Source organism: Sphaerochaeta associata (assembly GCF_022869165.1).
GTDB classification, from domain to species: domain Bacteria; phylum Spirochaetota; class Spirochaetia; order Sphaerochaetales; family Sphaerochaetaceae; genus Sphaerochaeta; species Sphaerochaeta associata.
The window spans coordinates 847,371-868,375 of record NZ_CP094929.1 but is presented as its reverse complement, the minus strand read 5'-3'; the positions used below and the strand labels follow the sequence as shown (position 1 = coordinate 868,375).

The window sequence follows — 21,005 nt, the reverse complement described above, 5'->3', positions numbered from 1 at the left end:
CCCCCTCTAGCCAAGCTTATTATAGAGCACCGGCGTCTTGTACTTCCACTGCTCCCACAATTGCTCATCGGTCAAGAGCTCCGCCATACAGGCGGCTACATTGATCCTGCTGGTTTTTCCTGCATTGAAGACAGGACTTCGGTTGGTGTGAGAAAAGAGTTCATACTCACTGGGATTCTCTGCATCGATGAGCGTATCAGGCCTTACCGCCACCCAGGAGAAGGCCCCCCTCGTTCCAATACGGTGCACCAGAAAGTCAGCAGCAAGCATGTTGTCACGGTGTGGAGGTAAAAGCACTTTCAGAATCGAGAGCACCAGTGCCTCTCCGAACCTGTTCTTCTCCCCGTCCTGCTTGTTGGTGTAGGCGGTGGTACTCATAAGAATCAGTTTCTGAGAACAGGAAAGGGCTTCCATAGCTGTAGTTACTTTCTGCACAGCATGGATGACCAGTCTATGTGGCTTTCCAAAGATTCCCCGTATCGTTGTCCTGTGACCAAGACAGCAGACGGCTGCACCACAATCATCAAGGAGCTCCTGCACTTTCTGTTGACTGAACGAGTCAATATTCCCACGCTCAATCTCTACCAAAGGATTTTCGATTATCAGCGGATGGAGAACTGCAGGCTCACGAACCACCTGCTTGACTGCAATCCTGCGTTGCAGCAACTGAAATACTACCAACTTTCCGGTCGCCCCGCTCGCACCAAGTACCAATACTTTCATACAAGCCTCTCTTTGCATTAACTGCTTCCCCTCAGGTAACCTTTTTATATGCATGATAATACCCGCTTATGTACAATGCAATCAAACGATGAGCTCCTTGAGCATACTTCGTGATATACTGTCCCCTGTTACACAGGGAGAATACCATGCTCACCATACATCGCAGGTCCTATTACGGGACGCTCGTACTTTTGATGATTCTTGCCCTGGTCACAGCATGCAAATCCATGCCTGTTGAATCTGCTATCGGCAATGAAGAGCTGCCAAACGACTACAGCGAGCTCTCATGGGAAGAAGCCTTCAGCACCCTCAGCCGACAACTGGCGACCGAGTATGCCTTCACCGAGTGGAAGGGCATCGATTGGGATGTTCTCTTTGAAACCTACAATCCACAGATTATTGAAGCTCAAGCAAGTCAGGATTTTCCCGCCTACTACCTTGCCCTCAGAAGCTACCTGCACAAAATCCCCGACCGGCACGTAAGCATCAACAACATCGCAGCCATCGATGACCAGTACATCGGCGGAGGCTTTGGATTTTCCATCGCGCATCTTGATGACACAAGCGTCATCGCCACCTGGGTAGAGGAACAAGGCGAAGCTTGGAATGCGGGGATGAGAGCAGGATGTGAAATCCTCTCTTGGGACGGCATTCCCATTGCGGCTGCCATCGATGCTGTCCTTCCCATCTTCACCAGCAATTGCGCCACCGGCGAAGACTTGCATCTTGCACAGCAACAGTATCTGGTACGCGCACCAATAGGTGAACAGCACCAAGCAACCTTCCGTTCAATCGAGGGTGACACTATACATACCGTGCAGGTTTCAGCCTACGATGACAACAGGGCCTCTTTGAGCAAAGGCTATCCCGATAGCGTAGTCTCAGATAGGATCCGTAAAGCCATACTGGAGATTGAAACAGATGAACCCATGCCCCGGTCCATGGTGGAAACCGAGATGTTGGCACACGATATTGCGTACATAAAAGTCTGGGGATTGCTCGATGCCGACCTTCAGATGACAGGAAAAGTCCTTTCTACCGTCACTCTGTTCGAACAGGCTGTAGCGACGGCTGTTGAGCAGAAAGCAACAGGCATCATCCTCGATATCAGGAACAACATCGGAGGAATGGATCAGATGGCAGCCGATCTTCTCGGCTGCTTCTATTCCGAACGAACCTTCTACGAATATCTGAATGCATACAACCCCGAAACGGGTACTTGGGAACTACTGCCCTCCAGCGAGGAGAATGGGAAGCAGCCCGTATTCATTGAACCAAATGCAGTACAATACAGAGGGCCCATCATCGCCTTGGTGAATTCTCACTGTGTCAGCTCGGGTGAAGGCATTGCCATGGGGATTCGAAATCTACCAAACGGAGAAGTCTTGGGGTTCTTGGGCACCAATGGCTCATTCGGCCTTGCATCCGGCATAGCTGCCATGCCTGGAGGCCTTGTTGTTCACTGGCCGAACGGACAATCACTGGATGAGAATCACAAAATCCAATTGGACAGCAGGAATGGAATTGGAGGGGCTCAGCCCACCATTCGAATTCCCATGACCAAAGAGCATGCCCTGAACATCGCTCAAGGCGTGGATGTCGAATTACTGAAAGCTATAAAAATTCTATCGTTCTCGAAGGAACCGTAACACATCCTCTCTGAACTGCTTTCCCCCGGCTGGATGCCCCATATTTGCATAGAGGCAGAGTCTGGCATTGGGAATACCGGCAGCCGTTTGTTTGAAAAGCTCGGGACTGTAGAAGTAGTCATCCTCACCGCCTGCCACCAAAGTCGGACAGGAAATTTCATGTAATTGTGACTGAAATGCATGCTTGTCCTCGGCTTGCACTGTCACCAGCAGGTCGTTGGCGTCTTTGGGATGATGCATCGAAAGCAACACAGCGATGATTCCTATCAATGGCTTACAGAGGTGGGAAGCAATCCCTGATTGGGGAAAGCCGGTTGCAATGAGCACGCTCCAAGCTTTTCTCCACTGCCCTGCTTGTGCAAGCTGCGCAATATCCAATTGAAGCTGCTTGGCCTTGTCGTTCAGCGAGTGTGCGCTTGAGTGGAGAACCAAACGACGTACCAAGTCGGGGTGCAACAGAGCAAAGTGCAGTGCGACCGAACCTCCAGTGGAAATGCCGATGATATCCACCGGCTTTCCGAACTCCTCCCTGATCATAACGGCATAGTCATCTGCCATGTCATCAAGTGAATACTGCTGGGGAAGATTGGGCTTTCTCAGCACACTGTAGATGGTGTACTCCTTGTCAAGAAACGAATACATCTTCACCATTGCCGGTGACTGAGGCTTGTGTTCGAAGGTGAGACCATCGAAGACGACCAATGGCTTGTCGCCGTTTCCAATCCGGGTGTACGGCAGACCACTGCGAAAATATCCTTGATTCTTCACGAGATCACCTGCTTTGCCCACATCAGTGCACGTTCAATCTCTCCGTCCTTCAACGGCCCTTCCTTGTCGTTGACGATGAAGCCCTCGCAAGGGGCTGTACGCACGCCTCCCTTTCTTACCAGGGAAGAGAGGATCGGATCGGCGGCATAGCCGAAGAGCTTTGCCATGACGGTCAACAGTCGGTTGTTCTCCGCTGCAATATCCATCCTAGTATCGAAGGATGCAACCTTGACGGTTTTCAGTGCTCCCTGAGGAATTTCCTTGAGGAACGTTTTCATGGCTTTCAAGGGTTGAAAGGCCTGAGTCGCCGAGCCGACGATCAGGACATCGAGATCCCTCAATTGATCCACTTTGACTTCACTCGCATGCAGTACGCTCGCCTTGCATGCAGACCCTATTGCCTTTGCAATCTGTTCAGTATTGCCATACATGGAATCATAGACGACAAGAACCTTCATCCGACTAACCCTCCGTTTGTTCAATTGTATCCTTTTAGCACTCAATCAACAATCAAACCACCCCTTCCATACATACACATCAGGCATGTTTCTCCACACTCAGATGTTAGATACTGTGATACGTACAAGAGGGCCATCCAAAAACCAAGCAGCGCTCTCTTTGCTTTCCTGCACTATCGGTTTATTATGTAGATGGAGTCAGGCATCGAACCGAACAGTGAGACACCTTATGAACAGAAGCAACAATCGGCGCCCTGCATTCGTTCTCGTATGTACCATACTCGCTCTTCTCATCTCGTGCCGCCCGGACAACGGTTGCCGGATCGATGAGAACGCCCCCAAGTTTCCGGCCTTCTCCCCCTATGCCTCTATCACCGATGACGATATCCAATACCTTGCCGATACCTACGGTCTGCCCAAGAGCGATCTCGATGCTATCACTATAAGCGACGATGCATCCAAGCAAACTTTGGGAAACACCATCAAGGGCTGGCAGGAACAAAGGATGAAGCTCACCGATCCCAATACGCAGACCGATGTCTCCTATCCGATGCGTTGGAACTACATCATGCCGGGGATGTATCCTGTGGATGAGATGATCCGCGACCGCAGCATGACCGATGAATCGATGTACAAGCTCTATGGAGTCTGCTGGGACTATGCAGCAGTCTTCTGCGCCATCGCCATCCAGTATGGCCTGGAGGAGGGCACCGACATCCGCATCACTGCATGGAAGAAGTATATGTCTGATGAAATGTCCTTCGATCAGGGCCCCGGTGCCGACTATGGGATGAGCCCTGCCGAATATGCAGCTCTTTCGACTAAACTAGAAGCAAACAACCTGTACTTCCCAGATTGCCAGATGCAGGCTGCAGCGGTTGAAACCTACATCCACTACCGGCCGGAAATCTATCTCTTTGGAGCTTGGGTCTCCTTCGATGCAACGAATCCCAATGAGGAGTACCAGAATGCTCCCTATAGCGTGGTGTACTACGACGATGGAGCCAATCTAGCGTTGTGCTCCCTCTAGGTATCCATCTGAAAGTTGGTCGACATGGAGACCAACTTTCAGTTTCAACTGCCTCTCCACGCTTCCAATCGGTACGGTCAAGCTGTGCAACCCCAAGGTGAAAAACTCCTTTTTTCTTTTGACAGCACAACATCCTCGGCTATAGTAGTAGATGGTCAGTGATGTGTTCCCATGGAGGCAGTATGAAACCGAGAGACGAACGTACCATCTACTTCTGTCCTCGGTTTCATGTAAACTTTTACCACTCCTATCGCGGGGACACAGCCGATGAACAAGGATTCGGCAAGGACATACGCATCATCAGGGGAATCCTGGACGATCTGGAGAAGCTGGAAACAGAAGGCATTTCTGTCCACTGTGCCTGGGATTTCGACAATGTGTTCTCCCTTGGTCACATCATCCCCCGTCATGCACCTGATATACTGAATCGCATCAAGGACCGCGTTGCAACAGGTCGTGATGAGATCCATCTCATGTCCTGGAACAACGGACTGTTGAGTGCTCATACCCCTGAAGAGTTCAAACTGGCTGTCGAATGGGCGTTGAAGGCTCCTGATGGATCGGGCAACATTGATGTGTTCAGTGCTTGCACTTCCATTGTCCGACCCCAGGAGTGCATGGTCACCCCCTCTCATCTCAAGCTCTACAAGCAGCTGGGAATCGAGACTCTCTCAGTCTATTACAGCGCCATCCCGTTCAACGGATTCGGCTCATTCGTGCCAAAGCTTGGCATCGCGGAGCGCTATAATCCCCTGTTGTTGGTCGATGGGGAGAGAGGAGAGTCGATGCGGCTGCTTCCTGCCATCAATCAAGGAGACCTGGCCGAGTATGGCTTAAGTGCACGCCGCATGCTCAAGCGCATCAGAAGGAAACAGCTGAGCCTGGCAAAACCTACCGATCTCATCGTTCTTTTGGATATGGACGCCGATGACACATTCTGGGAGGGTTTCCTTCTCCCTCCCCTCAGCGTTGCCGCCCCTTCGTTCGCCGGGTTGTATCACCTCGTGAAAAGCATCGCAGGCCTTGGGTATGTATCATTCATCAAGCCGAGTGAGTATCTGGCAAACCATGAGAATGCGGGGACGATCACCTTCGCTCAGGACCTTGCCGACGGGGCCTTCGACGGCTTCGCCTCCTGGGCGGAAAAGTATGAAAACCATGTGCTCTGGACGATGGTGACACAAGGACGCACCTATTGGGGTGCTGCAAAAAGCTGGGTTATTGCATCCAATCACCTCGATCCTTCCTCGCAGGATGATTTTCACCAATGGAGCGCGGTCCTTCCTCAAGCACTCCAAAAGCTTGCCATGCAAACCATGCGCACCAGGCTACAAGTCTTGAGCACCACGCATTTCGGCCTGTCTGCACCGGTGATGAATGTTCACCGCCTGCAAGCAGCCACCTTGCTGGCAGAGGATGCCATTACACAAGCAAGGATACTGCTTGAGCATGTCATGGGATCCAGTGCTTCAGTTCCGGGTGACATCGAAATTCCTCATTGGAAGAGTAATCCCCTGCACTTGGAACCAAGTGTCGATGGAGCGCTTACGCTCCAAACACACTATGTACGTCATGTCATCAAAGCACCTTGGGTTATGTATGACAAGCTTGTGCACCGCAGTACCTCCATTGCCTTCAATGCCTCGATCGCCCAAGGCACCATCTCGCTGGGAGCAGGAGAATCAGCATCTGTACATTGGAGACGAACGGCCAGAATAGATGAACGATTACAAGTTCTCTGTCTCGATTGCCTGGTCGAGTACCCGTCCACGAAAGAGCACGGGTATGACAACGTAAAGGCCCAAAGGTTGGGACGAACCTGGGACGAGCGATGGAAGCAGGTAGCCCCGTGTGAAATCATAGCCTTTGAAACCATACCCCTTACCACTACCATCACTGTTTGGAAGGAGGATTTCGGTGGAGCAGTGAGCAGCTACCCCTTGGACTACTATGCCTATGGCGGAAATAAAGGCCTTTGCTCGATCAACAACCATGTCACACCCAGTTGGATCGCCCTTTCCGACGGCTCTTCAGGCCTTCTCATTGCACAGAGCCATAAGCATCTGCATGGCTTTGCATTCTGCCCAGTACGGCAAACCATCACCGATGGAAAACAGACCATTACGGCCAATCCTTTCGGCACCTATTGGGGAGAACAATACACGTATCCGGCCAGGACCACGGGATGGGGGAGAACGGCCGCATTGCTCACAGCAGAACACCTCCACTCCTCTGCACCCTCGTATGCAGGAGAACAGGTACACTTCTCGCTGCTCCTGGCGACCTATCAAGGCAGCCGACCTCCCAAAGAGCTTTGCCTGACAGCCCGTGTATTTTCGGAAACAGGAGAGCTCCCATGATCGACATCCAAACCAACCAAGACAGCTTCATACTCTCCCATAACGAAGTTCCTGTGCTTCAACATTCAAAGAAAAGTCCATGCATCGGCATCGGACAGGGCAGCTGCACCATTACCATGCCCCATGGGATGTACCACATCAAAGACGAAAGTCTTTCTATGTGGAAGGAACCCTCTCGGTTCAGCGTTGACGAGAGTAAAACGAAAGAAGGCACGATACACATAACCTTTGGCGATCTGGTGAAATTGACAATCCATGAAGAGCCCTTCGGACTGAGAATCATACCCACGGTCCTTACATCCGAGGTTCCCAACCGCTTTCACATACAGCTTCCTCTCCTCCCTGAAGACCCTATTTTCGGCTGTGGAGAGCAGTTTTCCCATCTGGACCTCCGGGGAAAAATCCTCCCGCTTTGGGTGTCGGAGCCGGGTATCGGAAGGGGACCCAATTATGTAAAAGTGCTTGCAAACCTCCACTCGGGACGCGGAGGGTCGCAAGAGCACACCTACTTTCCCCAACCAAGCTTTGTTACGGCTGCAGGGCGGTGGGCGCTCATCCAGACCACGGCATTCTGCCGATTCGACTTTTCACAAAAAGACAGCTGCACACTTCTCTGCCATGACATCCCATCATCAATCTACGTTGGACAGGCTGGTTCAATTCCTACGGCTGTCGGAGCCTTGAGTTCACTTCTGGGCAGGCAGGAAATCCTGCCGGACTGGGCCTTCGACGGCATAATCCTTGGTCTGCAGGGCGGTCGATCCGTCGTGGAAGCGAAGCTCAAGCGGGCCCTCGATGCAGGCATACCTGTGACCGCAATCTGGTGTCAGGATTGGCAGGGCGTCCGCATTACACCTTATGGCAAACAGCTCTTCTGGAATTGGCAGTACGACCAGCAGCTCTATCCCGACCTTCCTCGTTTCATCGAAGAACTGCACGAACGGGGCGTCAAGTTTCTTGGATACAACAACCCCTTCCTCAGTACAGATGCACCTTTGTATGCAGAGGGAGAACGCAAGGGCTATTTCATTCGCCAAAAACACTCTTCATTACCCTACATCACCAGTACGACGACTTTTCCCGTAGCCTTGGTGGATCTGTGCAACCCTGCGGCATGCTTGTGGTACAAGCAGATCATCAAGGAGAACATGCTGGCCATCGGACTTGATGGCTGGATGGCCGATTTCGGCGAGTATCTTCCTCCTGATGGAGAACTCTTCGACAACATGGACCCCTATCTGGAGCACAATAGATACCCTGTACGTTGGGCACAGCTTAACGCACAGGCAGTACAGGAGGCAGGGAAAGGCAATGAAATCGTCTACTTCTGCCGTTCAGGCTTTACCGGCAGCAGCAACAATGTCCCGCTGTTCTGGGCGGGAGACCAAGCGGTAAACTTCCTTGCCGACAGCGGCCTTCCTTCTGTTGTTCGGGCGGCCATCTCCTCTGCACTTTCGGGCATCGGGTACTGGCACTTCGATATCGGAGGGTTCTTCTCATTTGCCTGGATCAAGCGAAGCCGGGAGCTGCTGATGCGTAGCTGTGAAACAGCAGCATTCACCGCTGTGATGAGAACACACGAAGGCATCAACCCAAGGGTAAATGCCCAGTTCGACGATGACCAAGAGATGTTGTCGCATTTTGCGAGGATGGCACGTATTCATCAAGCGTTGCTGTTCTATCATCAGCATGTCAGCGAGCAGTATCAAAAAGAGGGAATCCCCCCGATTATGCCGGTCCTGGTCCAAAAGCATCGCGTAGCACAAGGCCAGTACTTCTATGGACAGGATCTGTTGGTTGCTCCTGTTCTGAAAAAGGGAGCAAGAAAGAGGCGTGTATGGCTGCCTGAAGGGAAATGGATACATTTCTTTACCGGGCAAGTGTACAATGAAGGCCGCTATGCCATCAGAGCTGACATCGGCTCTATTCCCGTTTTCATACGTTCAACAAGTCCCTTCCTGAATCTATTCAGGGAGATTGCACAGAAGGAGAGCATGTGATGGAGAAGAAAGAGAGGATGGTTACGTTTAAAACCCTTGTTTCCTATGGATTGGGAGACATCTACGGCGGCGGGGCCTTCATGATCGTGGGCATGTTGTTCCTCTTCTACCTCACCGAGGTGGTAGGACTCTCCCCTGCATTGGCCGGCCTGGTCTTCGGCATAGGAAAAGTATGGGACGCCGTATCCGATCCCCTTATGGGCTACCTTTCCGATAAGACGAAGTCGCGGTTTGGAAGGCGGCGGGTCTACTTTCTGGCCGGCATCGTTCCTATCACGCTCTCCTTCATCCTTCTCTGGCTGCCGATGAATTTTGAAACCCAAGCTGCCCTGTTTCTCTACTACAGCTTTGCATACATAGTTTTCGCCACCGTCTTCACCATGGTCATGATTCCTTATTCAGCACTCGCAGCCGAACTTTCAGGCGACTATAAAACACGCAACAAGCTCTCCGGCGCCCGTCTGTTCTTCTCAGGCTTCTCCTCCCTGCTTGCAGCCACCATACCCAAACTCATCATCGATTCGGCTGCAGGGCACCCCTCAACCGGATATGTGTACATGTCGGTGGCCTTCGGCATCTTCTTCGCCCTGCCTTGGCTGGTCACCTACTTCGGGACCTGGGAGGACCCACAGGTGAAGCAGCAGAGCGTATCGGCAAACTTCCTCAAGGAGTTCTTCACCATCTTCCGAAACCGTTCTTTCCGCATCCATATTCTGATGTACGTGTTTGCCTACAGTGCGATGGACCTGCTCATGGCACTCTTTACCTACTACCTCACCTACTACCTGAAACGTCCCAACCTCTACTCGGTGGCAATGGGAACGCTCATGGTAGTCCAATTGGTCATGATCATGGTGTATGTGCGCATTGCAAACAGCAAGGGCAAGCGACTTGCCTACCGGATGGGCCTGCTCATCTGGCTGACGGGCATGCTCTGTACGTTGGCACTCTCACCGACTTCGCCTGTCTGGATGGTTGCCTTGGTGTGCGCAGTAATCGGGTTGGGAACCTCTGCCGCCGTATTCATTCCCTACGCCATCCTGCCTAATGTCATCGATGTGGATGAACTGATGACCGGCAGCCAGCGCTCAGGGGTGTATTCAGGTGCAATGACCCTGACACGAAAGCTAGTGCAGGGTGCGTTGGTAATGCCCCTGATTGGCCTGTTCCTGCAGATGGTTGGCTTTGTATCCAATGCCGAGCAGACACCTCAGGTATTGTCGCGATTCTTCCTATTCTTCATCGGCGGCCCTGCCCTCTTGATTCTTGCCGGTATCATTGCAGCCTCATGGTTTGAACTGAGCCCGAAGAACAGTGAAATAGTTGCAGCAGAACTTATCCGCCTCCGCTCTGGGGGAAGACTCGAGGATGCTGCAGACGAAGTGAAGGCAATCTGCGAGAAGGTGTCGGGAAGGAAGCACGAGCAGTGTAATTGGTAGAAGCAGAACACAGCCTTACACCAGTTTCCTCACCACCCTTCGGTACAGGATGAACATATACTGCCAGGAAGAGACGCTATACTTTCTTGTATCACCGAAGACGATAGTTCAAAAGGCAATGTACTTCTGGTTACGGCTGTTTGGCTTGTCAGGAATTGTCATCCTCAATCGTCCTGAATTCAGTAATGGCTTGAGTAGCGATGACCTGAAATACTCGCGATGTGCGATTCCGATGAATGCTTGCATTTCTTCTCTCGTCCTGGGAATCGCACAAAACTCCAAGAGCAACTTCTGCCGAGGATCTTGCGCGGTGACTTGCGCGGTGACTTGCTCGGTGACTTGCGCCTTTTCTTTCACATGCATGGTTTCTGAGAAGTAGTTGATATTTTTCAGAACTACTCGAAAATCAGAAGGAGTTGAGAAGAACACTGGTTTCATGCCTTCTGTATACCCTGGCAGCTTGGCTGTCTCACTGAGAATCTTGGGTAGCCCACTACCTCTTCGTTCCATAAATTTCATTCGATGAAACAAATCCGCCAGGATTGGATTACGCCTGGCACTGCCAATGAAGCGAATGTCGCAATCTTGAATCTCCCTCCCGTAGTACATGCCACCTGGGGATTGTATTTCCAAACGATCATCATATACATCGATGTGAACTTCACTCCCAAGCATGATATAGTCGCGGTGAATCAACGCATTGACAAGTGCTTCAGTGACAGCCCTTTCAGCATAATCCGGCTTATCGATCCTATACAGCGCCTCCTTGACAAATCGGACCTTTGAGTTGTTTCGGACAAAATCACTGCTGTTACGCAATAGACTGAGGAGATTGCCCTCATACTCCTTGGCATCGAGGGCATCATCAAAAATAGAACCCTTGCCTAATCCGTTCCAGCGGGTACAGAACACTCTTGAATTAAGAACAATGTATTGGTCAGCCATAAGTTTGCCGGCATTCGTGAGAAACCCCTTCTTGTCGGCAAGCCCGAATGAGACGTAATCTGATGCATCAAAACGGAGTCCGGTTTGTTCAAGGTATGTCGCTTCGAGCAGGGTAAAGCTATAGTCAGATTTCCTTGCATCAGTAATCATTGCATCAAACGACCGGTTGGTACCCTTCAAAATCAATTCATTGAGGAGATAATCCGGGGCAACCACACTTTCGTTTCCAATTCTGATATATGCTTCCATGACTCCATCCGTTTTGTAGTAATAGGGAGTGGACCTTCCTGGATGCACTTTCAGACTAAGAATATCCTTACCCCCATCTCTCGACGCTAGTAATTCAAACAAGGGAATTGGCGTTATACGATCTTTAATCATCCTGCTGATGATTTCAGAATCACGCTTGATGTCTTGCAAACCAACTACCTGTTTCTCATTATCAACACCGAAAAACAGTACACCACCAATGGAATTGGCGTATGCGCTTACACTTTTCAACCAACTTTATGGTTTTCTGGTTTCAAGTGCGACTTTGAAATCACATTCAGTGCTCTCTGCAATCAACTCATCAATCATATTCGAGACTATCCTTACTAACTTCTTTGTATACTAACACACAAAAAACCATGAGCAACATTGGCACACGGAAAATGTGGTTCACCACTGATAGTTGCCTATCGAGTACTGCAATAATACATCGCAGATTGCTTCAAAGCACCATATTCACCTTCGGTACCGTCCAACAGTGGAAGTCCGGCAGGTATTCAAACACGGTAATCGATGCATAATCGATGCTGAAAAGGTGTCTTCGGTATGCTGGAAGGCCCAACACCGAGCAGAGAAGGATTCGGGTCAAGCCTTCGTGAGTGCAGAGGATATGGTTCTTCGTCCTATCCAAAGAGTCGAAAAGACTTCTGATACGCTTTTGTGCTTCATATCCGGTTTCGCCGCCGGGCATGCGGAACTCATGATCGCGAGTGTGGTAGGCAGCCCAGAAATCAGGGTACTGCTCTTCAACTTGTGTATCGGTCATCTCTTCGATGACACCGATATCAATCTCATTGATCCTACGGTCAACAAGAGGCACCAAGCCTTTTGATTCTGCAACAAAAGCGATGGTTTGTTGGGTTCTCAGGTACTCACTGACGTGAATGGAAGCAATATCGATAGGAGAGAAGAAGGCCACCAATCGACGGGCGCTTTCCATCCCTGCCTTGGTAATCGGTTGATCATTGAACTTCAAGCCTTCATGGTGAAAATCACCGCTCTGCTTCTCGGCATGACGAACGACATAAATGCTCATGATCACCTCCGATAGCTAATTCTAGAACCAAAACCTGTTTCTGTATAGAAAAGACCCCTTTGGGTTTCTTGATACCTCGTTTGAACGACATCACCTGCCGTTTTCAGGCAGGTGATGCGTAGTTGATGGTTTTGCCAGTCCTGCTGCTTAACGGCTGTGTCTTCCCTTCAGCACATCGATGACCTCCGAAAATTGTACATTCTTCTGGGTAAGGAGAACCAGGAAGTGGTACATCAAATCGGCAGCTTCACCAAGGAAGAGATTCTTATTGTCATCCTTGCTCTCGATGATCAATTCAACAGCTTCCTCACCGACCTTTTGGGCAATCTTGTTCAACCCGCGACTGAACAAGTGATTGGTATAGGAACCTTCCTGGGGGAAATCACGCCGATCATGAATAACCTCCTCAAGATAGAACAGGAATTCGGTAGAGGAGACCTGCTCGGGATCGTTTACCTCGTCGAAGCAGGTATCGGCTCCTGTATGGCAGACAGGACCGGTGGGAATCGCCTTGATCAAGAGGGTATCGTGGTCGCAGTCCTCAAGAATTTCACGGACCTGCAGATAGTTGCCGCTGGTCTCGCCCTTGGTCCACAGAGCCTGACGGCTACGTGAATAGAAGGTCACCAGGTTCTTGTCGCGTGTCAGCTTCAGTGCCTCTTCATTCATATACCCAAGCATCAGGACCTTGCGTGTTACGGCATCCTGTACAATGGCAGGGATCAAGCCTCCCTGTTTTTCAAAATCAAGTCCCATGATAGAAATCTCCTTACTAGCGGGTACGCATAGTTATACCACGTTGCTCAAGAAAAATCTTCAGCTGTGGGATATCTATTTCATGAAAATGAAAAATTGATGCCGCCAGAGCCGCATCAGCCTGTCCTTCCTTGAATACCGCTTCAAAATGTTCCATGGACCCCGCCCCGCCGCTGGCGATAACAGGAATGCCCACAGCCTGGGCGACCCGGCGGGTCAAGTCGATGGCAAACCCACCCTTGGTGCCGTCGTGCTCCATGCTGGTAAGCAGAATCTCCCCTGCGCCCCTGCCGTATGCCTGCTTGGCCCAGGAGATAACCTCGATGCCGGTAGGCTTGCGCCCGCCATGCACATATACTTCCCATCCTTCCTGGTTTGGGGTGTCGAAGGCAGGATTGCGCCTGGCATCAATGGCACACACCACGCACTGGGAACCGAAACGCAGGGCAAGCGAATCGATGACGCCAGGGTCGGCGACCGCCTGGCTGTTGATGGAAATCTTATCGGCCCCGCTATCCAAAAGAGCCGAAACATCGTCAGCACTTCGTATTCCCCCACCGACCGTGAAGGGGATGGCGATGTTCTGTGCGATACGCTCGACCAGGGCGCAGAAGGTCGAACGGCCCTCCACCGTCGCCGTGATATCGAGAAACGTCAGCTCATCGGCACCACAGAGGCTGTACGCCTTGGCCAGTTCCACCGCGTCCCCTGCGTCCCTGAGGTTGACAAAGTTGACCCCTTTCACCGTTCTTCCATCCCGAACATCGAGACAGGGTATTATCCGTTTAGCCAGCATCCTCTTCCTCCCCGAATCCTGCAAGTTCTTCCAAGCTTATCCTACCTTCGTACAAAGCCTTGCCGATGATCGCACCGTACAGACCTGCTCCCTTCAATGCCTTCAGATCCCCCAGGGAAGCCACACCCCCGGAGGCGATGAGCTTCAAGGACGGACGAGAGCCGAGCAATTTCTTGTACAGTTCCAAGGAAGGGCCTTGCAGCATGCCGTCTTTGGAGATATCGGTACAAATGACGGTATCCAGGCCATAGTCAAGATATGCATCGATGAACGGACCAACCTCTAGAGTACTCGACTCCAACCACCCGCTGCTCTGGATCAAGCCATCCCGGGCATCGGCACCAAGAATCAAACGGCTGCTGCCGAAGCCCTCGATCCAGGAACGTACAAGCAAAGGATCCTTGACGGCGATCGAACCGCAGGTCACCATGCTCGCCCCCGCATCGAAGGCCGCCTGCAGGTCCTCGGTCCTCTTGATGCCACCCCCGAAATCGATGATCAAGGAGGTGTGGGCGGCAAGGCGCTCAAGGATATGAAGATTCACGATACCCTTGCCTTTTGCGCCGTCCAAATCCACCAAGTGCAGTCTCTTGATGTTGGCAGCTTCAAATTGCTTGGCTATTTCCAAGGGGTCGGAAGCATATACCTTCTTGGAGTCATACAGCCCTTGGCTGAGACGAACCGCCGAACCCTCGATGATGTCAATGGCGGGAATCAGCTGCATCACAGCACCTCCAGAAAGTTTCTCAGAATACGCTCGCCGCTTTCTGCGCTCTTCTCAGGATGGAATTGACACCCATAGAAGTTATCCTTGTGGAGAATCGCAGTGAAAGCCTGTCCTCCATATTCTGTGGAGGCGATGGTACTGCTGCAAACAGGCACGTAGTAGCTGTGCACGAAGTAGCACCAGTTCGTGTGAGGCAAGCCCGAAAAGAGCTCATCTGCTTTGCAACTGAGCGTATTCCAACCCATATGGGGTACTTTATACTCGGGATCAAGACGGAACTTGAGCACAGGAGCATCGAAAATCCCCAAAGCCTTCGTAGCATTCTCTTCACTGTTGGCACACATCAGCTGCATGCCCAGGCAGATACCCAAAAATGGCTGCCTGAGGTTGACCAAGACCTGATCCAGACCTTTTTCCCGTAGGTATGCCATGGCGGTGGAAGCCTCTCCCACCCCGGGGAAAATGATCCGGTCTGCTTTCTCCAAAGTGGTTCGATCATCGGTAACCACGCCCTCATACCCAAGCCGGTTCAGGGCGCAGAGCACCGAGCGGGTGTTGCCCGCATTATATTTGACTATTGCTATGTTCATAGCATCCCCTTGGTGGAAGGCAGTTCCATGGAGTACGGATTGCGGTGCACCGCCTTCCTAAGCGCTCTGGCAAACGCCTTGAACAGAGCCTCGCACTGGTGATGGGCGTTTCCCTCACCTACAGAAAGTGCGAGATTGCACTGTGCGCTGTCACTGAACGACTTGAAAAAATGCTCGACCATCTCAGTGGGGAAGGTACCGATATACTCACGCTTGAAGTCGACCTTCCACTGCAGGTAGGGCCTTGCAGAGAAATCGATGGCTACCTGGGCAAGCACCTCATCCATCGGAAGCAGCTCAAACCCATACCTGCTGATGCCACGCTTGTCGCCCAAAGCCTGCCGAAACGCCTGCCCCAGGGCAAGCCCCACATCCTCGATGGTGTGATGCTCATCCACAACCAGATCCCCGTGAGCGTGCAAATCCAGATTGCAGCCGCTGTGGCGAACCACCTGCTCAAGCATATGGTCGAAGAAGGGGATATGGGTGTGCACATGTCCCTGGCCTCCTCCATCGAGGTTGAGCTCAAGGGCGATTTCGGTCTCCTTTGTCTTTCGCTCAATGCGGGCGATACGGGGGGCCAGAGCGCTGTCGTCGAGCAAGAACGAAGCAACTCGGGCCCAATTGTCGCTGATGAGGATGCAAGTCTCCTTCAGTTCGTCGGACAGCTCGTTGGCACGGGAAGGAGAGGCAAACCAGACAGCCTTGCATCCGAGGTTCCTGGCAAGCTGGACATCGGTCAGTCGATCCCCTATCACCACCGAATGCTCAAGGTCGTATTTTTCACCCTGGTACTCTCCAAGCATCCCGATCCTTGGCTTCCTTCCGGGGCAGTTGTCCGAAGGCAGGGAAAAATCAATATGCAGGGCATCGAAGGAAATGCCCTCCCCGGCCAAGGTCTCCAGGATCCTCTGTTGGGGGATGTCAAAGGATTCCTGAGGAAAGGATGGGGTGCCCACCCCGTCCTGGTTGCTCACCATGGCAAAATACCACAGCCCGGAGGAACGGAGTCTGGCCAGGGCGGAGAACACACCGGGGATATACCTGATTTTTTCCAGGCTGTCGACCTGGGTTTCCTCGACGATAATACCGTCACGATCGAGAAACAACACCCGTTCATGCATGGTCGTACTCCTTCAAGGCGGCGAGCAGCACATCATTTTCGTGCTCGCTGCCGATGGTGATCCTCAAACAATTTTCGCAGTGCATCTCCTTGCTGCGGTTACGCACTATAATACCTTTGCCAAGCAGATAGTGGTAGATGCCGGCGGCATCGGTCATGCGGACCAGAAAGAAATTGGCGTCGCTTTTGAATACCTGGACGACACAGCTCAACTTGGCAAGCTCGACACTCAGGCGCTCCCGCTCCCTCTTAATCATAGCAAGCCCCTTCTGGACTTGGTCCGCCTGCTCAAGCGCCTTCAGTGCAATGGCCTGCGAAGGACCTCCCACATTGTAGGGATACTTCATGCTCCTGATGACAGCTATGATCTCTTTGCTTGCAATCGCCACTCCGACCCGTGCGCTGGCCAAAGCCCAGCACTTGGAAAGCGTGCGCAACACTACAAGATTCTCATACTCATCAAGCAGGCTCACTGCACTCTCTTGAGTGTTGAAGTCAAAATAAGCTTCATCGACAACAACAATCCCATCGAACAAGGAGCAGATTGTGCGCACCTCATCCAAGGGGAAGGCATTGCCGCTGGGATTGTTCGGACTGCAGATGAAGAGCATTTTCAGCCTGGATTCTTGTGTTCTTCGCCCCTTCTCTTCAGCCAGATAGGACGTAATGGCCGGCATGTCGATTTGAAAGTCAGGGGTAAGGGGAACATTTTCCACCCGAACATCGTTGATGTCGGCGAACACACGATAGGCGCCATAGGTGGGAGGCATCAGAAGGACGGTATCCTTTTGCGGGCGGCAGAAACAGCGAAACAGATTGTCGATCAACTCATCGCTGCCGTTTCCTATGACCGTATGGTCGAACGGAAGACCCAACACATCCTCAAGGGCCTTGCGCACATGAACGGCCATGGGATCGGGGTAGCGGTTTGCGTCCTCCCTGCCGACAAAGTCCTGCCAGTTCTCGTTGGCGTCGAGGTACACCTCGGCCTCCCCGGTGAAATCATTGCGTGCACAGCTGTACGGTCTCAGCGTGGCAATATTCTCTCTGAGCAACTCTCTCATCTCTCTCCTCCCAATCGAATCGCAACCGCATTACGGTGCGCAGTCAGCTTCTCTGCTTCGGACATCGTCAATAACGTCGGAGCAAGGTCTTCCAACCCATCCTTGCTCAGCTTCTGCACCGTGATTTTCTTGAGATAAGAATCGGTGCTTACCCCGCTGTAACTTCTCGCCCAGCCATTGGTCGGCAAGGTGTGGTTGGTACCGCTTGCATAGTCGCCCGCACTCTCACACGAGTAGGGACCTAAAAATATGGAACCGGCATTGACTATCCAATCCAACAGTTGTTTTTCAGCAGGCTCATCCTCCATATTGATGATAAGGTGCTCGGCTGCATACGCGTTGGCCAAGGCGGCGCACCGCCTCGGATCAGGATGGACGAACGCACGGCTGCTATGCAGACTGGCCAAAAGATACTCATGCCTGCCCAAGACGGCCAATTGTCTTTCGATGGCCTGCTCGACCTTGTCCAGGAAAGCGAATCCCTCCTTTTCTCCTGCACAGACGACCAGCATCGCCTGACTGTCACGTCCATGCTCGGCCTGGCTGAGCAAGTCACTGGCAACATAGTCCGGGTTGGACGCAGGAGATGCGATGACCATGACTTCACTCGGACCGGCTGGCATATCGATGGCACAGCAGCTGCTGCTTACCTGAATCTTTGCCTCGGTGACATACTGGTTGCCCGGTCCGAAAATCTTATCCACCGCCTTGATGCTCTGTGTCCCGTATGCCATGGCACCGATTGCCTGGGCGCCGCCTACCTTGTAGATTTCCTTCACTCCGCACAGGGAGGCTGCATACAGAATGGCAGGATGGATGTTCCCATCCTTGTCCGGGGGAGTACAGAGCACCACCGAAGGACAGTGAGCCACTTGGGCTGGAATTGCCAGCATCAACGTGGTGGAAAACAAGGGTGCCGTACCACCGGGGATGTAGAGACCCACCCGTTGTATGGGGACTATCTTGCGTGAAAGCTCGACTCCAGGCCTTACTGAAAGCTTCTCCGCCTGGGGAAGCTGCTCGGTATGGAAGGAGAAAATGTTGTTGTAGGCCACCGCAAGAGCCCGTTTCAAATCATCGGATATCTTGCCCTTTGCCTCCAGAATCTCAGTTTCACGTACCCGAAGCTCGGATAAAGAGGCTTTGTCGAACTGCTTTGCAAATCGCAGCAGGGCTGCATCGCCCTCCTCCTTCACCGCCGCTAGAATGGCGCTCACCCGCTCGGTCAGGCCCTCGCTGTTTATTGTGTTACGGGCGAGCAGGTTGGGCAGCTCTTCGTCCTGTGGGTCATAGAATCGTGCAAGATAGGCCATACATTCCCCCTACTCGGTCATTTTCTCAATCGGAGTCACCAGAATTCCTTGGGCTCCGAGAGCCTTGAGCTGCTCGAACACATCCCAGAACGTATCTTCGGCAACAACGGTCTGCACTGAAACCCAGCCCGCTTCCATCAGACGCGTGACCGTCGGGCTCTTCATACCGCCGACAATACGAGCCACCTGATCGAGGTGTTCCTCGGGCAGGTTGAAGATTACATATTTGAAGGAGGCGGCACGCATCACCGCATCGATGCGCAGCATAAGGCGCTGGAGAATCGCCTCTTTCTCACTGCTTCCCATCTGCTTGCGCCCGATCATGACAGCGGTCGAGGTGTAGATGGCCTGAACTTCCTTCAGCCCGTTCATGGCAAGGGTCGCTCCGGTTGAAACCAAGTCGCAAATGGCATCGGCAATGCCGACGGCAGGTGTCACCTCCACCGAACCGGAGACTTGCACAAAGCTCGCCTTCACCCCCTGCTCCTTCAATATACCACCGAGGATGTTGGGGTAGCTGGTGGCGATGCGCTTGCCCTCGAGGCTGATCAAGCCTGTATAGTGCATATCCTGGGGAACAGCAATACTGAGACGACATTTGGCAAACCCGAGGTCGGTAAGCACCTGCAGGTCGATGGCCTGTTCGTCGTACTCGTTGCGTCCGACTATGCCGATGTCCGCCACACCGTCACGGATATAGGCAGGAATATCATCATCGCGGACATAGAGGAACTCCAGGGGAAAATTGGAAGCCTGTTCCTTGAGAACACGCTCGTCACTACCGAACTTAATACCGCACTTTTTGATGATTTCCAGTGATTTCTCACTCAGCCTGCCACTCTTCTGGATTGCGATTCTCAATACTTGTGCCATTGACTGCTCCTTTCAGGGTATAAAAAAACCCCCGCGACATGCGGAGGTCTGTATCTATAGGTATCAGAGCCCACCTGTCTACGGTTGGTTGCAGAAGTGATGATGGTGCTCGTGTGAAAAGGTTCTGTTCATGGCGAAACCTTACCGCTGCCTCCCCTTCCCTGTCAATACCCAAACAGAGAAACTGCATGGATATTCACATTTTATGCATAATAGAATTCATTGACCGGCCTTAAAACCCTATGGTACCATCAAACACAATCCTTGCTTGGAGATATAGATGAAACTACTGGTATTCGTCCTGAACAACGAAGAGTATCTGGAAGAGGTGCTTGAAGCCTACGTAGAAGCGGGCATCACCGGCTCCACCATCCTCGACAGCGAGGGAATGGGCCGTTTCCTGACGTATGAAGTACCTCTTTTTGCAGGATTCAAAGACTTTATGAAAGGCAACAGACCTTATAATAAAACCATCCTCTCGGTCGTTAAGGACGATGAGGTGGTACGCAAGGCCAAACATCTGGTCGATGGAGTGGTGGGAGGATTGGAAAATCCTGGAACCGGCATTATGTTCACCCTGCCGGTTGACTGGGCTGCTGGTTTGGTACAAGACGAGGAAGAGGTATAGGCATGGCGAACATAAGGGATTTACTCGATCAGCGTTGCATCCTGCTCGATCGAAGCGAACAAACCATCCAAGGAGTCATCAAGACCCTGACCGACCAACTGCATGCAGTGCACCCCGAGCAAGCTCCCGACAACTTGGTCGAGCGTCTCAGAGACGGGGGCTTTCATACCACCTGCATGGGAGAAGGCTGCGCCATCACCCATGCCCGCTGCCCCTCGATGAAGAAGACCCTGCTTGCAGCCATGCGCCTCACACCCTCCTTGGACCTCAAGGCCCTGGACGGCAAGCAGGTCGTTCTGGTTTTCCTGTTGGTAGGCCCGCAAAAGAGCTCCAGTTTTCATTTGAGGATTCTCAGCAAACTTGCCCGTTTGCTCCATCAAAGTGATCTTCGTGAAGCGCTGATAACCAGCAAGAGCAGCATAGACTTTCACACCCTCATCGCCGACAAGGAGTAAAG

20 protein-coding genes are annotated in these 21,005 nt (G+C 52.1%); 7 read left to right on the top strand and 13 right to left on the bottom strand.

What is annotated here, in order from left to right:
* Nucleotides 1-6: 6 nt before the first annotated feature.
* Nucleotides 7-723 carry an NAD(P)H-binding protein gene (locus tag MUG09_RS04020; RefSeq protein WP_244773811.1) on the bottom strand — a complete coding sequence of 239 codons (717 nt, stop codon included), beginning with the start codon at nt 721-723 and terminating at the stop codon, nt 7-9.
* Between the two features lie 146 nt (nt 724-869).
* Between MUG09_RS04020 and MUG09_RS04015 the strand changes: the two genes are divergently transcribed.
* Entirely contained in the window at nt 870-2,372 is a 1,503-nt protein-coding gene (locus MUG09_RS04015) for a S41 family peptidase (RefSeq protein ID WP_244773810.1), read from the top strand.
* Here the strand turns inward: MUG09_RS04015 and MUG09_RS04010 are convergent.
* Nucleotides 2,349-3,140: an alpha/beta fold hydrolase gene (locus tag MUG09_RS04010; RefSeq protein ID WP_244773809.1), complete on the bottom strand. Its 792-nt coding sequence runs from the start codon at nt 3,138-3,140 to the stop codon at nt 2,349-2,351. The genes MUG09_RS04015 and MUG09_RS04010 overlap by 24 nt on opposite strands.
* Nucleotides 3,137-3,598, bottom strand: a complete 462-nt coding sequence (locus MUG09_RS04005; RefSeq protein WP_244773808.1) for a flavodoxin family protein — start codon at nt 3,596-3,598, stop codon at nt 3,137-3,139. Before MUG09_RS04005 ends, MUG09_RS04010 begins: the two co-directional genes overlap by 4 nt.
* Before the next feature lie 229 nt (nt 3,599-3,827).
* On the opposite strand from MUG09_RS04005, the gene MUG09_RS04000 reads away from it, so the two are divergent.
* From MUG09_RS04000 to MUG09_RS03985, 4 genes are all read left to right on the top strand, one after another.
* Nucleotides 3,828-4,628 carry a hypothetical protein gene (locus MUG09_RS04000; protein WP_244773807.1) on the top strand — a complete coding sequence of 267 codons (801 nt, stop codon included), beginning with the start codon at nt 3,828-3,830 and terminating at the stop codon, nt 4,626-4,628.
* Nucleotides 4,629-4,810: 182 nt separating this feature from the next.
* Nucleotides 4,811-6,988 carry a polysaccharide deacetylase family protein gene (locus MUG09_RS03995; RefSeq protein WP_244773806.1) on the top strand — a complete coding sequence of 726 codons (2,178 nt, stop codon included), beginning with the start codon at nt 4,811-4,813 and terminating at the stop codon, nt 6,986-6,988.
* On the top strand, nt 6,985-8,988 hold the full coding sequence (locus MUG09_RS03990) for an alpha-glucosidase (protein ID WP_244773805.1): 2,004 nt from the start codon (nt 6,985-6,987) through the stop codon (nt 8,986-8,988). Before MUG09_RS03995 ends, MUG09_RS03990 begins: the two co-directional genes overlap by 4 nt.
* Nucleotides 8,988-10,427, top strand: a complete 1,440-nt coding sequence (locus MUG09_RS03985) for an MFS transporter (RefSeq protein WP_244773804.1) — start codon at nt 8,988-8,990, stop codon at nt 10,425-10,427. The genes MUG09_RS03990 and MUG09_RS03985 overlap by 1 nt, the downstream gene beginning before the upstream one ends.
* A 108-nt stretch (nt 10,428-10,535) precedes the next feature.
* Here the strand turns inward: MUG09_RS03985 and MUG09_RS03980 are convergent, their stop codons facing one another.
* The 10 genes from MUG09_RS03980 to hisG form a co-directional block, all read right to left on the bottom strand.
* A complete protein-coding gene (locus tag MUG09_RS03980) occupies nt 10,536-11,873 on the bottom strand; it encodes an ATP-binding protein (RefSeq protein WP_244773803.1) in 1,338 nt (445 codons plus the stop codon).
* A gap of 211 nt (nt 11,874-12,084) precedes the next feature.
* Nucleotides 12,085-12,678, bottom strand: coding sequence for a histidine phosphatase family protein (locus MUG09_RS03975; RefSeq protein ID WP_244773802.1), 594 nt, complete (start codon nt 12,676-12,678; stop codon nt 12,085-12,087).
* A 147-nt stretch (nt 12,679-12,825) separates the two neighbouring features.
* Nucleotides 12,826-13,437, bottom strand: a complete 612-nt coding sequence (hisIE, locus tag MUG09_RS03970; protein ID WP_280529405.1) for a bifunctional phosphoribosyl-AMP cyclohydrolase/phosphoribosyl-ATP diphosphatase HisIE — start codon at nt 13,435-13,437, stop codon at nt 12,826-12,828.
* A gap of 13 nt (nt 13,438-13,450) precedes the next feature.
* On the bottom strand, nt 13,451-14,230 hold the full coding sequence (hisF, locus tag MUG09_RS03965; RefSeq protein WP_244773800.1) for an imidazole glycerol phosphate synthase subunit HisF: 780 nt from the start codon (nt 14,228-14,230) through the stop codon (nt 13,451-13,453).
* A complete protein-coding gene (gene hisA / locus MUG09_RS03960) occupies nt 14,220-14,954 on the bottom strand; it encodes a 1-(5-phosphoribosyl)-5-[(5-phosphoribosylamino)methylideneamino]imidazole-4-carboxamide isomerase (protein ID WP_244773798.1) in 735 nt (244 codons plus the stop codon). Before hisA ends, hisF begins: the two co-directional genes overlap by 11 nt.
* On the bottom strand, nt 14,954-15,547 hold the full coding sequence (gene hisH, locus MUG09_RS03955; protein ID WP_244773796.1) for an imidazole glycerol phosphate synthase subunit HisH: 594 nt from the start codon (nt 15,545-15,547) through the stop codon (nt 14,954-14,956). The genes hisA and hisH overlap by 1 nt, the downstream gene beginning before the upstream one ends.
* On the bottom strand, nt 15,544-16,671 hold the full coding sequence (gene hisB / locus MUG09_RS03950) for a bifunctional histidinol-phosphatase/imidazoleglycerol-phosphate dehydratase HisB (protein WP_244773794.1): 1,128 nt from the start codon (nt 16,669-16,671) through the stop codon (nt 15,544-15,546). Before hisB ends, hisH begins: the two co-directional genes overlap by 4 nt.
* Nucleotides 16,664-17,734: a histidinol-phosphate transaminase gene (gene hisC, locus MUG09_RS03945; protein WP_244773792.1), complete on the bottom strand. Its 1,071-nt coding sequence runs from the start codon at nt 17,732-17,734 to the stop codon at nt 16,664-16,666. The genes hisB and hisC overlap by 8 nt, the downstream gene beginning before the upstream one ends.
* Complete coding sequence (gene hisD, locus MUG09_RS03940) at nt 17,731-19,047, bottom strand: histidinol dehydrogenase (protein WP_244773790.1); 1,317 nt, start codon at nt 19,045-19,047, stop codon at nt 17,731-17,733. Before hisD ends, hisC begins: the two co-directional genes overlap by 4 nt.
* 9 nt (nt 19,048-19,056) lie before the next feature.
* A complete protein-coding gene (gene hisG, locus MUG09_RS03935) occupies nt 19,057-19,920 on the bottom strand; it encodes an ATP phosphoribosyltransferase (RefSeq protein ID WP_244773788.1) in 864 nt (287 codons plus the stop codon).
* A 280-nt stretch (nt 19,921-20,200) separates the two neighbouring features.
* Between hisG and MUG09_RS03930 the strand changes: the two genes are divergently transcribed.
* Together MUG09_RS03930 and MUG09_RS03925 are read left to right on the top strand one after the other, a co-directional pair.
* Nucleotides 20,201-20,548 (top strand): P-II family nitrogen regulator, encoded by a 348-nt coding sequence (locus MUG09_RS03930; protein WP_244773780.1) that lies wholly within the window; start codon nt 20,201-20,203, stop codon nt 20,546-20,548.
* A 2-nt stretch (nt 20,549-20,550) separates the two neighbouring features.
* Nucleotides 20,551-21,003, top strand: a complete 453-nt coding sequence (locus tag MUG09_RS03925; protein WP_244773778.1) for a PTS sugar transporter subunit IIA — start codon at nt 20,551-20,553, stop codon at nt 21,001-21,003.
* Nucleotides 21,004-21,005 lie beyond the last annotated feature (2 nt).

What these genes read in the sequence shown, in the direction of transcription:
- MUG09_RS03930 (WP_244773780.1), top strand. Translation starts at nt 20,201, where the DNA reads ATGAAACTACTGGTATTCGTCCTGAACAACGAAGAGTATCTGGAAGAG.
- hisA (WP_244773798.1), bottom strand. Translation starts at nt 14,954, where the DNA reads ATGCAGCTGATTCCCGCCATTGACATCATCGAGGGTTCGGCGGTTCGT.
- MUG09_RS04020 (WP_244773811.1), bottom strand. Translation starts at nt 723, where the DNA reads ATGAAAGTATTGGTACTTGGTGCGAGCGGGGCGACCGGAAAGTTGGTA.
- MUG09_RS04015 (WP_244773810.1), top strand. Translation starts at nt 870, where the DNA reads ATGCTCACCATACATCGCAGGTCCTATTACGGGACGCTCGTACTTTTG.
- hisF (WP_244773800.1), bottom strand. Translation starts at nt 14,230, where the DNA reads ATGCTGGCTAAACGGATAATACCCTGTCTCGATGTTCGGGATGGAAGA.
- hisD (WP_244773790.1), bottom strand. Translation starts at nt 19,047, where the DNA reads ATGGCCTATCTTGCACGATTCTATGACCCACAGGACGAAGAGCTGCCC.
- MUG09_RS03985 (WP_244773804.1), top strand. Translation starts at nt 8,988, where the DNA reads ATGGAGAAGAAAGAGAGGATGGTTACGTTTAAAACCCTTGTTTCCTAT.
- MUG09_RS04000 (WP_244773807.1), top strand. Translation starts at nt 3,828, where the DNA reads ATGAACAGAAGCAACAATCGGCGCCCTGCATTCGTTCTCGTATGTACC.
- MUG09_RS03995 (WP_244773806.1), top strand. Translation starts at nt 4,811, where the DNA reads ATGAAACCGAGAGACGAACGTACCATCTACTTCTGTCCTCGGTTTCAT.
- hisH (WP_244773796.1), bottom strand. Translation starts at nt 15,547, where the DNA reads ATGAACATAGCAATAGTCAAATATAATGCGGGCAACACCCGCTCGGTG.
- MUG09_RS03925 (WP_244773778.1), top strand. Translation starts at nt 20,551, where the DNA reads ATGGCGAACATAAGGGATTTACTCGATCAGCGTTGCATCCTGCTCGAT.
- MUG09_RS03990 (WP_244773805.1), top strand. Translation starts at nt 6,985, where the DNA reads ATGATCGACATCCAAACCAACCAAGACAGCTTCATACTCTCCCATAAC.
- hisG (WP_244773788.1), bottom strand. Translation starts at nt 19,920, where the DNA reads ATGGCACAAGTATTGAGAATCGCAATCCAGAAGAGTGGCAGGCTGAGT.
- MUG09_RS04005 (WP_244773808.1), bottom strand. Translation starts at nt 3,598, where the DNA reads ATGAAGGTTCTTGTCGTCTATGATTCCATGTATGGCAATACTGAACAG.
- hisC (WP_244773792.1), bottom strand. Translation starts at nt 17,734, where the DNA reads ATGAGAGAGTTGCTCAGAGAGAATATTGCCACGCTGAGACCGTACAGC.
- MUG09_RS03975 (WP_244773802.1), bottom strand. Translation starts at nt 12,678, where the DNA reads ATGAGCATTTATGTCGTTCGTCATGCCGAGAAGCAGAGCGGTGATTTT.
- hisB (WP_244773794.1), bottom strand. Translation starts at nt 16,671, where the DNA reads ATGCATGAACGGGTGTTGTTTCTCGATCGTGACGGTATTATCGTCGAG.